Annotated in this window: 11 protein-coding genes and 1 tRNA gene; 8 read left to right on the top strand and 4 right to left on the bottom strand. The window is 37.9% G+C overall.

The annotated features are described in order from the left end of the window. The first annotated feature begins 1 nt into the window (after nt 1). The 4 genes from BUE24_RS11555 to BUE24_RS11540 all read left to right on the top strand — a co-directional run bounded on the left by BUE24_RS11555 (nt 2) and on the right by BUE24_RS11540 (nt 6971). Nucleotides 2-1255 (top strand): peptidoglycan DD-metalloendopeptidase family protein, encoded by a 1254-nt coding sequence (locus BUE24_RS11555; protein ID WP_073316167.1) that lies wholly within the window; start codon nt 2-4, stop codon nt 1253-1255. A gap of 2 nt (nt 1256-1257) precedes the next feature. After that, nucleotides 1258-2898 carry a glucose-6-phosphate isomerase gene (gene pgi / locus BUE24_RS11550; RefSeq protein WP_073316166.1) on the top strand — a complete coding sequence of 547 codons (1641 nt, stop codon included), beginning with the start codon at nt 1258-1260 and terminating at the stop codon, nt 2896-2898. A 273-nt stretch (nt 2899-3171) separates the two neighbouring features. Further along, entirely contained in the window at nt 3172-6426 is a 3255-nt protein-coding gene (locus BUE24_RS11545) for a TonB-dependent receptor (protein WP_073316165.1), read from the top strand. Nucleotides 6427-6527: 101 nt separating this feature from the next. Continuing rightward, entirely contained in the window at nt 6528-6971 is a 444-nt protein-coding gene (locus BUE24_RS11540; protein ID WP_073316164.1) for a hypothetical protein, read from the top strand. Nucleotides 6972-7038: 67 nt separating this feature from the next. Here BUE24_RS11540 and BUE24_RS11535 read toward each other — a convergent pair whose 3' ends face one another. Next, nucleotides 7039-7461 carry a secondary thiamine-phosphate synthase enzyme YjbQ gene (locus tag BUE24_RS11535; RefSeq protein ID WP_073316163.1) on the bottom strand — a complete coding sequence of 141 codons (423 nt, stop codon included), beginning with the start codon at nt 7459-7461 and terminating at the stop codon, nt 7039-7041. Between the two features lie 141 nt (nt 7462-7602). On the opposite strand from BUE24_RS11535, the gene BUE24_RS11530 reads away from it, so the two are divergent. After that, entirely contained in the window at nt 7603-8424 is an 822-nt protein-coding gene (locus tag BUE24_RS11530; protein WP_073316162.1) for a Cof-type HAD-IIB family hydrolase, read from the top strand. 377 nt (nt 8425-8801) lie between these two features. Here BUE24_RS11530 and lepA read toward each other — a convergent pair whose 3' ends face one another. Further along, on the bottom strand, nt 8802-10598 hold the full coding sequence (gene lepA / locus BUE24_RS11525) for a translation elongation factor 4 (RefSeq protein ID WP_073316161.1): 1797 nt from the start codon (nt 10596-10598) through the stop codon (nt 8802-8804). 239 nt (nt 10599-10837) lie between these two features. Between lepA and dusB the strand changes: the two genes are divergently transcribed. Continuing rightward, nucleotides 10838-11830 carry a tRNA dihydrouridine synthase DusB gene (gene dusB / locus BUE24_RS11520; protein ID WP_073316160.1) on the top strand — a complete coding sequence of 331 codons (993 nt, stop codon included), beginning with the start codon at nt 10838-10840 and terminating at the stop codon, nt 11828-11830. 3 nt (nt 11831-11833) lie between these two features. Here the strand turns inward: dusB and BUE24_RS11515 are convergent, their stop codons facing one another. Together BUE24_RS11515 and rbfA are read right to left on the bottom strand one after the other, a co-directional pair. Then, nucleotides 11834-13036: an ABC transporter permease gene (locus BUE24_RS11515; RefSeq protein ID WP_073316159.1), complete on the bottom strand. Its 1203-nt coding sequence runs from the start codon at nt 13034-13036 to the stop codon at nt 11834-11836. Beyond that, nucleotides 13033-13425 (bottom strand): 30S ribosome-binding factor RbfA, encoded by a 393-nt coding sequence (rbfA, locus tag BUE24_RS11510; protein ID WP_073316214.1) that lies wholly within the window; start codon nt 13423-13425, stop codon nt 13033-13035. Before rbfA ends, BUE24_RS11515 begins: the two co-directional genes overlap by 4 nt. A gap of 55 nt (nt 13426-13480) precedes the next feature. Here rbfA and mce point away from each other — a divergent pair, with 55 nt between their 5' ends. Both mce and BUE24_RS11500 read left to right on the top strand, forming a co-directional pair. Beyond that, nucleotides 13481-13891 (top strand): methylmalonyl-CoA epimerase, encoded by a 411-nt coding sequence (gene mce / locus BUE24_RS11505; protein WP_073316158.1) that lies wholly within the window; start codon nt 13481-13483, stop codon nt 13889-13891. Between the two features lie 55 nt (nt 13892-13946). After that, nucleotides 13947-14020: transfer RNA gene (locus BUE24_RS11500), tRNA-Ile, on the top strand. Nucleotides 14021-14139: the final 119 nt, after the last annotated feature.

The raw sequence follows: 14139 nt of genomic DNA, 5'->3' as shown, positions 1-14139 counted from the left end.
GTTGAAGCATATAGGTTACTTGCTACTCTTTATAGTGGTAGTGTTTTCATGTCAAAAAGAAAAGAAAGAAGAAAAAGCAGCTGTTCCTGAAGTAAAAGAAGAAAAAAAAGAAGCTCCTGTTGTTCGTGAGTTTGGGTATGTACTTCAAAATTTTAATGTAGTAAAAGATACCGTAAAGCCCGGTGATAGCTTTGGTGCAATTATGGATGCCCATGGAGTAACCAGAGCCAAAGTGTTTGAAATCACTAATACCATCAAAGATACTTTCAATGTAGCTAGAATACAAGCTGGTAAGCCTTACATGTTACTCAAATCCAAAGACACTTCAGCAAATGCTCAGGTATTTGTATATCAAAACAATAAGATAGATTACACGGTTATCGATTTTAGAGACTCGATTATTGCTCAAAAAAGAAAAAAACCTGTAAAACTAGTTGAAAAATCCGCATCAGGCACCATATCCAGCAGTTTAATGCAAACCTTTGACGATTTGGATCTCAACTTTTTGGTAGCATATAATATGGCAGATATCTATGCCTGGACTATTGATTTTACAAGATTACAAGCGGGAGATCGTTTCAAAGTAATTTATACTGAAAAATTTATAGACGATACTATTCCCGCGGGAATTGACCAAATCAAAGCTTCATATTTTGAACATCGAAGCAAACCTATTTACGCATTCAGGTTTCAGGACGACTCTATTAATGGGGGCGTAGATTATTTTGATCACGAAGCCAATAATTTGCGAAGAGCCTTTTTGAGAGCTCCAGTAAAATTCAGTAGAATATCTTCGCGGTATAACCTGAAACGAAGAATTAAATATTACGGAAATAAAATAAGACCGCATCGAGGAACCGATTTTGCTGCTCCTATTGGCACTCCTATCCTGGCCACAGCAGACGGAATCGTTACCAAGTCTGAACGTAGAGGAGGTAACGGTAAATATGTAAAAATAAGACATAACGCAACCTATGACACTCAATATTTACATATGAGCCGACAAGCCGTAAAAGTAGGTGAATATGTACGACAAGGGGATGTTATCGGGTATATCGGTATGACCGGGAACACTAGTGGCCCTCATGTATGTTACCGATTCTGGAAAAACGGAAAAGAAGTTGATCCTTTTAAACAAGATTTACCTTCTTCAAAACCACTAGCCGATAGTTTAAGGCCTGCTTTTTTTAACCACATAGAGCCCTTAAAAACTGAGCTAGACAGTATTCTATTTAAACCAAAAGAAATTTTATAAAAATGGCATTACCAACTATTAACCCCACCACCACAAAAGCCTGGGAAGCACTACAATCACATTATGAGAATATAAAAGGAAAGCATTTAAAAGAGCTTTTTGCTACACACCCACAACGTGCCGATCTCTTTACGATAGCTTGGGAAGATTTTTATGTGGATTACTCAAAGAACCGAATTGATCAAACCACCAAAGACCTTTTAATTGATCTTGCTAAAGAAGTAAAATTAGATGAAGCCATCACCCACTATTTTGAAGGTAGCATAATTAATGAAACCGAAGATAGAGCAGTATTACACACTGCACTTAGAACTCCTGTAAATAAAAATATAGAAGTTGACGGTAAAAATGTGCTGCCCGAAGTTAATGAGGTAAAACAAAAAATTAAGGAGTTTAGTAACAAAGTGATTTCTGGAACGCTAAAGGGATATACCGGGAAAGCCTTTACAGATATTGTGAATATTGGTATCGGTGGCTCTGACCTTGGTCCGGTAATGATTACGGAATCCCTTGAGTACTATAAAAACCATCTGAATGTACATTTTATTTCTAATGTTGATGGAGATCACACGCATCAAAATTTAAAAGGCTTAGATCCCGAAACCACACTTTTTGTAGTTGTTTCAAAAACGTTCTCTACCCAGGAAACACTCTCTAATGCTACTACAGCCAGAAAGTGGTTTACACAAAATGCGCCTAACGAGGCAGTCGGCAAGCATTTCGTAGCCGTATCCAGCAACATTGCAAACGTGACCAAATTTGGAATTGATGAAGACAACATTTTCCCGCTGTGGGATTGGGTTGGTGGTCGTTTTTCTCTTTGGAGCGCAGTTGGTTTATCTATAAGCCTTTCTTTGGGATATGATAATTTTGAAGCATTGTTAGAAGGGGCCTATGAAATGGATCAACATTTCAAAAACACTCCTTTTGAAGAGAATATTCCAGTTATACTTGGCCTACTAAGCGTATGGTACAATAACTTTTTTGGAGCCGAAAGTGAAGCCATCATTCCTTATTCTCAATACCTTCATCGATTACCCGCGTATCTACAACAAGGGATCATGGAGAGTAATGGAAAAAGCGTAGATCGAAAAGGAAATCCCATTTCATATCAAACCGGAACCATTATTTGGGGAGAACCAGGTACAAATGCGCAACATGCTTTTTTTCAATTGATTCATCAGGGAACAAAATTGATTCCGGCCGAGTTTATTGGATTCAAACATAGCTTGTTTGGAGATCAGGACCATCAAGACAAATTGATGGCTAATTTCTTTGCACAAACCGAAGCTTTGATGAACGGTAAAACCAAAGAAGAAGTAGTCGAGGAGTTATCTTCTAAAAATCTTTCAGAAGCCAAAATCAATCAACTTACTCCTTTTAAAATATTTGAAGGAAATAAACCTACCACTACGGTTTTAATCGACAAACTTACTCCCAAAAATTTGGGCGCACTGATATCTATGTACGAACAACGAATTTTTGTGCAAGGAATCGTATGGAATATATTCAGTTATGATCAATGGGGAGTAGAATTAGGTAAGCAATTGGCTACAAAAATTCTATCCGAAATTAACAATTCTGAGAGTTATCAACATGACTCTTCTACAGCTAACCTTCTAAAAAAGTATTTAGTTAAATAAAACAAAAGCCTTGAAAGTGACGATTTCAAGGCTTTTTTTTGACTCATTGACTGCTTAAAAATGTTAAAGTTGCATTTCTAAAAAAAGAATTAATTAACATAATTTTAGTTAATAACTTTTGAAAATTTTCAACTCGCTGACAACCAACGTCATCCATATTTATAGTTACTTTAATACCATAAAATTTTTGTGAAAAAGTCTTAACGTTAAGATAAAGTAGGTTTCCACAAAGATTTGTTCATTTGCACGGATTAATTAACTCAATTATTTATAATGAAAAAGATTACATTTTTACTTGCTGTAATCCTGTTAGCATTCGTTGGGGAAACGTATGCGCAAGGGGTAACTACATCATCGATGAATGGTAAAGTTGTTGACAACACTGGTGAGCCTTTACCAGGTGCAACAGTACTAGCTGTTCATGGTCCAACCGGGACTAAGTACGGTGTAACTACAGATTTTGATGGATTTTATCGCATTAATAACATGCGTGTAGGAGGACCATACCGTGTAACAATTACATATGTTGGTTTTCAAGGTTTTATTAAAGATGGAGTGTTTCTTCAATTAGGACAAGCTGAAAAGATCAATACGCAACTTCAAGAAGCATCTAATGTGCTAGAAGAAGTGGTGATCACTGCGACTCGTGATGGTGTTTTCGATTCTGGAAAAACCGGAGCCGAAACTACAGTAACACAGCGTGAGATTAACACCTTACCTAACACATCTAGAGCGATTGCAGAATTTGTGAGAGTAACTCCTCAGGCTCAGTTGACTGAAGGAAATGACGGTTTCTCTGTTTCTATTGCTGGTCAAAACAACCGTTTCAATGGTATCTATATTGATGGTGCTGTAAACAATGACGTTTTTGGTCTTGCAGGTTCGGGAACGAATGGTGGACAAACGGGAATCAACCCTTTCTCTATCGACGCGATTGAAACTTTCCAGATTAATGTTGCTCCATTTGACGTAAGACAATCAGGTTTTGCTGGAGGTGCGATCAACGCGATTACTCGTTCTGGATCTAACCAATGGCAAGCTTCTGCCTATACCTTCTTCAAAAATGAAGATTTAGTAGGTAAAACGCCTGTTGATTTACTTGAAGAAGGCGAAGAAAGAGAAAAAACTGATGAGTTTACTGCGCTTACTTATGGTATGAGAGTTGGTGGACCGATCATCAAGGATAAATTATTCTTCTTTGCAAACTACGAGAGAATAGACAACGAAACTCCTGCTCCTTTCAACATCTCGAACTATAGAGGTAACTCTTCTGCACAAGATCTTGCCAACTTAAGACAAACAATATTAAGTCGTTACAACTACGATATTGGAACATTTGACAACAATGCTTCTACTCTATTAGGTAATACATTTACCATTCGTTTAGACTGGAACATTGATGACAACAACCAGATCTTCATCAAGAACAACTACGTGAAGTCTGAAAACTTAGAAGGAAGAGGATCTAGCAACGGTACTATTAACTTTACCAATGGGTCTGAATTATTCGAAAGTGTTGCAAATACAACTACTTTGGAGTGGAACTCTACTATTGGAGATAAATTCTCTAACAACTTAATCTTAGGATACTCTTTGGTAAGAGATGACCGTGATCCTGATGGTGACCCATTCCCAACTGTTTTCTTAGATGATGGAGACGGAGGAATTAACTTTGGTGCAGAGCGTTTCAGTACTGCAAACCTTCTTGATCAGGATGTATTTACATTCGCAAACAACTTTAGTATCTTCTCCGGAAGACATACGATTACTATTGGTACTCAAAACGAATTTGCTTCTACAAAGAACTTATTCTTCAGAAATAACTTTGGACGTTACAGATACTTTGACAATAGTGGTGCAGGAACTACAGGTGTAGATGCCTTCTTAAACAACGAAGAGGTTAGCCGTTACGACTACAACTACTCACTACTTCCAGGTGGTGGTATAGGTGATGAGTCTACTGGAGCTGCAGAATTTGATCGTCTTGTTCTTGGATTCTACGTTCAGGATGAAGTACAAATGACAGATAACTTCAAATTAACTGCTGGTTTACGTGTGGATATTCCAATGTGGGATGACGGATTAGTAAACGAAGACTTTAATACAAGAACTGTAGCCCTTCTTGAAGCAGCTGGAAAAGATCTTCAGGGTGCTAGAGTAGGAAAAGCGATCAGATCGAGAGCACATATCGCTCCTAGAATTGGTTTCAACTGGGATGTAAACGGAGACAGAACTACACAACTTCGTGGTGGTCTAGGTATCTTTACTTCTCGAGTACCATTAGTATGGGCTGGTGGAACATATAACAACAATGGTATTACTCAAGGGGTAAGTGATGCAAGAGATTTTAACGATCCTATCTTCTTTAACCCAGATGTAAATACACAGCCAAGACACTTAACTCCTGGTTCTGGTGATGTAGGTGGACAAATTGACTTGTTTGCTCCTGATACTAAGTTACCACAGATCATGAAGTACAACATCGCTGTAGATCAAAAATTACCTTGGTGGGGACTTATTGCTTCTGCAGACCTTCTTTACCAAGACAACATTACTCAGTTGCAGTACGAAAACTTAAACATCAGAGAAGCTTCAGAAACACTTAATAATGGTCCTGATAACAGACCAAGATACAACCTGTTTGATCGTATCGATTCAACTTACGGTTCTGGAATCTACTTAGCTTCTAACACCGGAGAAGGGTATTCATGGAATGCTTCTTTTACATTAACAAAACCATTCGATAATGGTTTCCAAGGAAGTTTCTCTTACTCTTATGGTGATTCTGAAAACATCTTTGATGCTACTTCATCTCAGAACAGTTCTCAGTGGAACAACCAGGTAACCGTAAATGGTAAAAACGCTAGACAACCGTTAACCCGTTCTGATTTCTCTGCTGGACACAGAATCATCAGTAATATTTCTTATGAGTTCAAATGGACAGAAAATATCAAAACTACTCTTGGTTTGGTATATGAAGCAACTCAGTCTCGTCCATTCTCTTACACTTACGGAAATGAGAATAACGAATTAGTACTTAACGATGATTTTGATGATGGTGCATTAATCTACGTACCAAGAGACGCTAGCGAAATCCAATTTGATGGTACAGCTGCAGAGCAAGCTGCACAGTGGGAAGCGTTTAACAACTATATCGAAAACGATGATTACCTAAGCGAAAGAAGAGGAGATTATGCTGAAAGAAATGGTGACAGAGGACCATGGAACCACATCTTCGACTTAAGATTCGTACAAGATTTCTCTATTCAAGTTGGAGAAAACAGACATGGTTTACAATTAACTGCTGATATCTTAAACTTTGGAAACTTCTTAAACAAGGAGTGGGGAGTTAGAAAGTTTATCTCTAGTGAAGTAAACTTATTAGATATCGTTGATATCGACGGAAACAATGTGCCTACTTTCCAATTAAACGAAAACGTAATTGACGACGTAGAGCAAATTGATGACTTCGGAAATCAATCTTCTAGATGGCAAATGCAAATCGGATTACGTTACTTATTTAACTAATCTGTAACTCATACCAACCAAAAAACCTCATTCTGATAGAATGAGGTTTTTTTATTCTTTATAGTTACCTTTGAAAAAACGAAACACATAAACACTTCACTATGTACGAAGCTATTCAAATTGTTCACTCTTATTGGGCGTATCTGGTACTATTAATCGTTACTTTGGCTACTATAAATGCCTTAATCGGTTTCTTTACCAAGAGAGAGTATGCACCCAAAGATTTTAGAGTTTCTTTATTTGCTCTTATTGTGTCACACATTCAACTACTGATCGGAATTGTGATTTTCTTTTTATCTCCTCTTGTCGTGTGGTTTTCAGGAACACATGGTATGGGAGAAATCATGAAAGATTCTACGTTAAGATTGTATAATGTAGAGCATCCGCTAACCATGATTCTCATGATTACTTTTATTACCGTAGGGTATTCTAAGCACAAAAAGAAATTGACCTCTACTCCAAAGTTCAAAATGCTAGCCATTTTTTATACCCTGGCTTGGATTCTAATGTTATCCAGAATTCCATGGGCACAATGGTTTGATTAATATATAGAAATTAGGCTTATCGGATGGTAAAGTTTATGATTCGATAAGCTTGATATTCTAATTTCTTTTAGGACCCAAACACGGTCAACACCAACTTTCTGGCACCTCCATAATCCCGATGTTCACATAGGTAAACTCCTTGCCAGGTTCCCAAATTTAACCTTCCTTTAGTAACCGGTATTTGCACCGAGGTTCCCATTAGCGAAGCTTTAATATGCGCAGGCATGTCATCTGGACCTTCGTAGGTATGGATGTAATACGGAGCGTCTTCGGGCACCATCACATTCATATGACTTTCAAAATCTTGTCGTACTGTAGGATCTGCATTTTCATTGATCGTAAGACTCGCTGAAGTATGCTTAATAAATACCTGCAACTGACCAATTTGTATTTCTTTCAACTCAGGAAACAAGGCTTCTATTTCTCGAGTGATTAAGTGAAACCCTCTGGGATATGGTTGTAGTCGTATTTCTTTTTGGAAGAATTTCATATTTATTTGTTGTTGGTCCCTTGCAGCTTACCAAACTGTTCTAAAATACCGCTTTTCGGCTAAATTAATATTATCTTCACATAAATAGCCCTAGTTTTAGCACAAACTCTTATACCTTTAACCTAGGAAACTACAATTGTTATGGATTTATCACAGATTAAATTAGTCGCTACTGACATGGACGGAACACTACTCAATTCTAAAGGAGAAGTAAGTCGTCATTTTTTCGAACTTTTTGAAGAGCTTAATGCACTCGGAGTAACCTTTGTTGCCGCAAGCGGAAGACAATATTATAGCATTATCGATAAGCTAAAACCTATCAAAGATGATATCTATGTTATTGCAGAGAATGGAGCACTTACTATGAGACAAAACAAAGAGCTTCAAACCACCGAAATTGATCGGGAAACCTATTTGGAGCTACTGGAAATTGCCAGAACTTTGAAAGGCTCTCAGGTGATTCTTTGTGGCCGAAAAAAAGGATACATCGAAGACTACGGACAAGACTTTGTAGATATGTTTTCAGAATATTATGGACGTTATGAAATTGTAGAAAACCTGGCAGAAGTTACCAATGATAAATACCTCAAAATTGCAATTTGTAATCAAAAAGGATCCGAAAAATATCTGTATCCAGCCTTAAAACATTTAGAAGACAAGCTAAAAGTAAAAGTGTCTGGAGAAATTTGGTTGGATCTGTCTCATAATTTGGCAAACAAAGGCCATGCGCTGCAGCAATTACAGGAAAAATATCAGATCTCTACCCAAGAAACACTGGTTTTTGGAGATTATAATAATGATCTAGAGATGATGACACGTGCACAATACAGCTTTGCCATGGAAAACGCACACCCCAACGTAAAAGAAGTTGCTAATTACACCACAAAGAGTAATAATGATAATGGAGTTGAATACATTTTATCAAAAATGATCAACGACAAAAAACTTGCAACCCGAGTATAAACTGTTGGGTTATTGATGGATAAAAGCAGAAATCTGCTGAACTAAAATAATGTTTTATTCTTTACGACAAACACGCCAGCACAACGGCAATAGCAAAGAAATACACATAAATAGGAATACGGGTAGGCGAAAAATTTTGCATAGTTGTTAGTTTAGTGCAATAGTGATAACGTACAAATGGCTACTTTATGATATAGCAGTAAATCATACGCATCGCTACAAATTACTTAGGTCTAGGGGTTTACCGACCGCAAGATACAAATTTTTTAGAAAAAATGAGTATTTCAGCGAATAAAATTGCACTTAAACCTCTTTTGACTGAAATAAAAAGAAGTCTGTTTCTTACAAGTATATTTCTAGTTTAGGTCTATGACTGGTTAGTCATTCAACTTCAGTACGGCCATAAACGCTTCCTGAGGAATTTCTACATTACCTACCTGACGCATACGCTTTTTACCCTTCTTCTGTTTTTCAAGTAATTTTCTTTTACGAGAAATATCTCCGCCATAACACTTGGCAGTAACATCTTTTCGAAGCGCCTTCACGGTTTCTCGAGCAATAATTTTAGCGCCAATAGCTGCCTGGATAGGAATATCAAACTGCTGTCTTGGGATGAGTTCCTTCAGTTTTTCGCACATTTTCTTACCAATATCATATGCGTTATCCTGATGCAATAGTGCAGAAAGCGCATCTACCGTATTTGCATTTAAAAGTACATCTACCTTCACCAGTTTTGACGCTCTTAGACCAATAGGAGCATAATCAAAAGAAGCATACCCTTTGGAAACGGTTTTTAAACGATCATAAAAATCAAAAACGATCTCTGCCAAAGGCATATCAAAAGTCAGCTCAACACGTTCTGGTGTAAGATAGGTTTGATTGGTAATCTGTCCTCTTTTTTCAATACACAATGACATTACCGGACCAACAAAGTCTGCTTTGGTAATAATCGAAGCTTTAATAAAAGGCTCCTCTACCCGATTCATTTTTGAAGGGTCGGGTAAATCCGAAGGGTTATTTACAATAATTACCTCATCTGGTTCTTTATTGGTAAACGCATGATAAGATACGTTAGGAACCGTAGTAATTACGGTCATATTAAATTCTCGCTCTAGTCGTTCCTGGATAATTTCCATGTGTAACATCCCCAGGAATCCACATCGAAACCCAAACCCCAAAGCTGCAGAACTCTCTGGCGTAAATACCAGCGAGGCATCATTAAGCTGTAGTTTCTCCATAGAAGCGCGAAGCTCTTCATAATCTTCAGTATCTACTGGATAAATCCCTGCAAATACCATTGGTTTTACATCCTCAAATCCTTCAATCGCATTTTGAGTAGGTACTTTGGCATCGGTAACTGTATCTCCTACCTTTACCTCCCTTGCGTCTTTAATTCCTGTAATCAGATATCCTACATCACCCGTTTTTATAACTTGTTTAGGAACCTGATTCAACTTTAACGTTCCTATTTCGTCTGCAAAGTAGTTCTTGCCCGTTGCAACAAATTTAATCTGTTGTCCTTTCTTGATTTCTCCGTTAACTACCCTAAAATAAGTTTCTACTCCTCTAAAAGGATTGTACACCGAATCAAAAATTAGTGCTTGTAATGGTTCTTCAGGGTTTCCTTCTGGGGCAGGTATGCGTTCGATTACCGCTTCCAAAATCTCTTCGATCCCAATACCAGTTTTTGCACTGGCCGGGATTACCTCTTCAGCATCACATCCTAACAAATCCACAATATCATCGGTTACCTCTTCTGGATTAGCACTAGGTAAATCCACTTTATTAAGTACGGGTATAATTTCCAGATCATTCTCCAGAGCCAAATACAGGTTAGAAATGGTCTGAGCCTGTATACTTTGTGCAGCATCTACGACCAACAACGCTCCTTCGCAGGCAGCAATAGATCGAGAAACCTCATAAGAGAAATCCACATGACCAGGAGTATCGATAAGATTCAATATATATTGTTCACCTTTATAAGTATACTCCATTTGTATCGCGTGACTTTTTATAGTGATTCCACGCTCTCGCTCCAAATCCATGCTATCTAACAACTGAGCCTGTGCCTCACGAGCAGTTACCGAACCGGTATAATCCAATAATCGATCTGCCAATGTACTTTTACCATGGTCGATATGCGCTATAATACAAAAGTTTCTAATATGCTTCATTCTTCTTTCTCAAATAGGTTTTGGGCGTGCCCTTCCATTTCATTACAGGTCGGGCTATCCGCGCTACAGGGTAGCTTGCTACTATCCCTCACGCAATTTTCACACTGTTAATGACTTGCAAATATAATTGATTTTAGAAGGTTTATATCATCTCTCACGGTATTTTTGCCCTAGATATTCTTTGCTTCAATTCTTAGGTCTATTATAATTCGTATTTTTGCCAAAAATTAATAGTTGCCGTGGCTAAGATTGGAGACATAGATGTAGGAGAATTTCCTTTGTTATTAGCGCCGATGGAAGACGTGAGCGATCCTCCATTTCGTGCTTTGTGTAAAGAACAAGGGGCTGATGTGGTATATACCGAATTTATTTCGAGCGAAGGGCTCATTCGGGATGCTGCAAAGAGTGTCATGAAATTAGATATCTACGAAAAAGAACGACCTGTTGGGATTCAAATCTTTGGTGCCAACCTGGATTCAATGCTTAAATCTGTAGAGATCGTAGAAGCTTCTGGACCTGATATTATCGATATCAATTTTGGTTGCCCTGTAAAAAAAGTAGTGAGCAAAGGCGCTGGAGCAGGAATCTTAAAAGACATAGATCTTATGGTATCGCTTACCAAGGCTATGGTAGAGCACACCAAATTACCTGTAACGGTAAAAACAAGATTAGGTTGGGATCACGATTCTATTCGAATAGTAGAAGTAGCAGAACGTTTACAAGATGTGGGTTGTAAAGCCATTTCAATACACGGTCGTACCCGTGCCCAAATGTATAAAGGTAATGCCGACTGGAAACCCATTGCCGAGGTAAAAAACAATCCCAGAATGCATATTCCCGTGTTTGGAAATGGGGACGTCGACTCACCAGAACGTGCCGTAGAAATGAGAGACCAATACGGTTTGGATGGTGCCATGATCGGTAGGGCCAGCATTGGATACCCCTGGTTTTTTAAAGAAGTAAAGCACTTTTTTAGAACTGGAGAACATCTAGCTCCACCTACCATTGAAGAGCGAGTTGCAGCAGCACGTAGACACTTACAAATGTCTATCGATTGGAAAGGAGAAAAATTAGGCGTTTTTGAAACACGAAGACACTACACCAATTACTTCAAGGGTATTCCACACTTCAAAGAATATCGAACTAAAATGGTAACCAGTGATCATCCTGATGATGTTTTTGCTGCTTTTGACGAAGTCTTGGAAAAATTTGCAGGATATCAGTTTGTATAGAGATTAACTCACCAACTCATAGTTAATTCTACTAGATGCTAGCAATGAGGCAATAAACCCTATTACGGTTATGGTAAGAAATACTACCACAAAACTCATTACGGTAATCTTGGTTGGATAGGCCAAAGATGGCGTAATCATCAACAAGCCAAATTGCTGTTGCAATACAATAAGGATGTAACCTAGAAGCAATCCTAAGATCGCCCCAAGTACGGTCATTAACGATCCCTGAAATAAAAATATTTTTCGAATCATAGGCACCGTAGCCCCAATGTTGTAAAGCGTTTTGGCATTCCCTTTTTTGTCAATAATCATCATAATAATAGCCCCTGCAACATTAAATAAGGCGATGATGGCAATAAGAGTAATCACCAAATAAGAGACCAGATTCTCTGTGTTCAACATCTTATACAGGGTATCATTGAGTTGCACCCTGTTTTTTACAATCGCATCATGACCAAAAATCGAAGAAAGTTTTTCTCTAAGTGACGCCTCGTCTGCTCCTGTAGCTAGTTTTAGTTCTATATGCGTAACTTTATCTTTTGGAAGATCTAACAAAGCTCTGGCAAGACCTGTAGTTGCAAAAATGTATTTTTTATCCAGCTCTTCATTTACACTATAAATCCCAACATTTACCACCTTTTCTACTCGAAATGCTTTGGAAGGATCATTGGGGATTCCTTTACCAGGTTTGGGAGCATAGATACTCAACAAATTGGTATAGGTTGGCTCGACGGTCATACTTAATTCACGGCTAATACCGTTACCCGCGACCACCTGAAAGTCGTTGTTCGTCAACCATTCTCCATACACAATAATACTGTCGGTTTGGATCACATTACTGTAATTTTGGTCTACTCCTTTTATAAAGGCTGCTTTCTGCTTATCTCTAAATTCTAAAAAAACCCGCTCTTCTACTATTTCAGAAAAATAAGCGACCTCCTCAAGACCTTTTAATTTTTCTTTTTGGGTAGCATCAAAAGTGAATGTTTTTCCACTGGCTGGGAAAATCTTAAGATCGGGATCAAAATATGACGAAAACTGAAGGCTAAAATCTTTGAGCCCGGCAAAACCTGACAATACCAAAAACAAGGCCATCGCTCCTATAACCACCCCTGTGGCTGCAATAATTGTGATAATATTGATCGCATTGCTGCTACCAGGGGAGAATAGATATCGCTTGGCGATGTAGTACGAAAAATTCACTTCTTTTTACGCCTTTCCAATAAATCTGGATTATGAATAGGATTTTCTTCTCCCTTTACCGCTTTTTCTATATTAGAAATATATTCTAGAGAATCATCAATAAAAAAGTACATCTCTGGCATACGTCGTAGTTGATTTTTGGTACGCAATGCCACCTGATGTTTGATTTGTGATTTTACAGCATTTACTTCCTTCAGCACATTTTCTCCCTCTTCATGAGGAAAGATACTCATATATACTTTTGCGATAGAAAGATCTGTAGTAACACTTACCTTGGTCACGGAAACCAAAATCCCCTTCACCCCAGCATCACGTAACGCTTGTTGTATTACATCGGCTACATCGCGTTGCAATACTCCAGCAATTTTTTTCTGTCTGTTTGTTTCCATAGGTGCAAAAATACATATTAATTGTACTTTTACCGAATAGAGATAAAAGTATATCATGAATCACATTAATAAAATAGAACATTTAGGTATTGCCGTAAAGGATATTGACAAAGCCAATGCGTTGTATGAGCAACTATTGGGTGTAGCTCCTTATAAGCAGGAAGCAGTAGAAAGTGAAGCGGTAATCACTTCTTTTTTTAAGGTTGGAGAAAGTAAAATTGAACTACTAGCAAGCACCGATGAAGATGGCCCTATAGGAAAATTTATCTCCAAAAAAGGAGAAGGTATTCATCATATTGCTTTTGATGTTGATGATATTGAAAAAGAGTTAGAAAGACTGGAAAAAGAAGGGTTTCAGATCATTAACAAAGTTCCTAAACGTGGGGCAGACAACAAGCTAGTTGCTTTTCTGCATCCCAAAAGCACCAATGGGGTTTTGATAGAGCTTTGTCAGGATATAAATTAAAATAAAAAATGTTTGGCGTGTATTGGTCAAATCCTTAAATTTGCCGTCCGTTTTAGGTCCCATAGCTCAGCTGGTTAGAGCACCTGACTCATAATCAGGGGGTCCTTGGTTCGAGCCCAAGTGGGACCACTTTATAACAAAACCTTAGCAAAAGCTAGGGTTTTTTTATGCATTATAGTGAAGCAAATCTTGGACGAGGAGTTGATCATTTTAATCTCCTTAACAACACTTTCAAATGAAGAAAACAC

The sequence above is a fragment of the Aquimarina spongiae genome (assembly GCF_900141785.1).
Lineage (GTDB): Bacteria > Bacteroidota > Bacteroidia > Flavobacteriales > Flavobacteriaceae > Aquimarina > Aquimarina spongiae.
The sequence above is the reverse complement of the archived record's forward strand: the minus strand, read 5'-3'. Positions and strand labels throughout refer to the sequence as shown.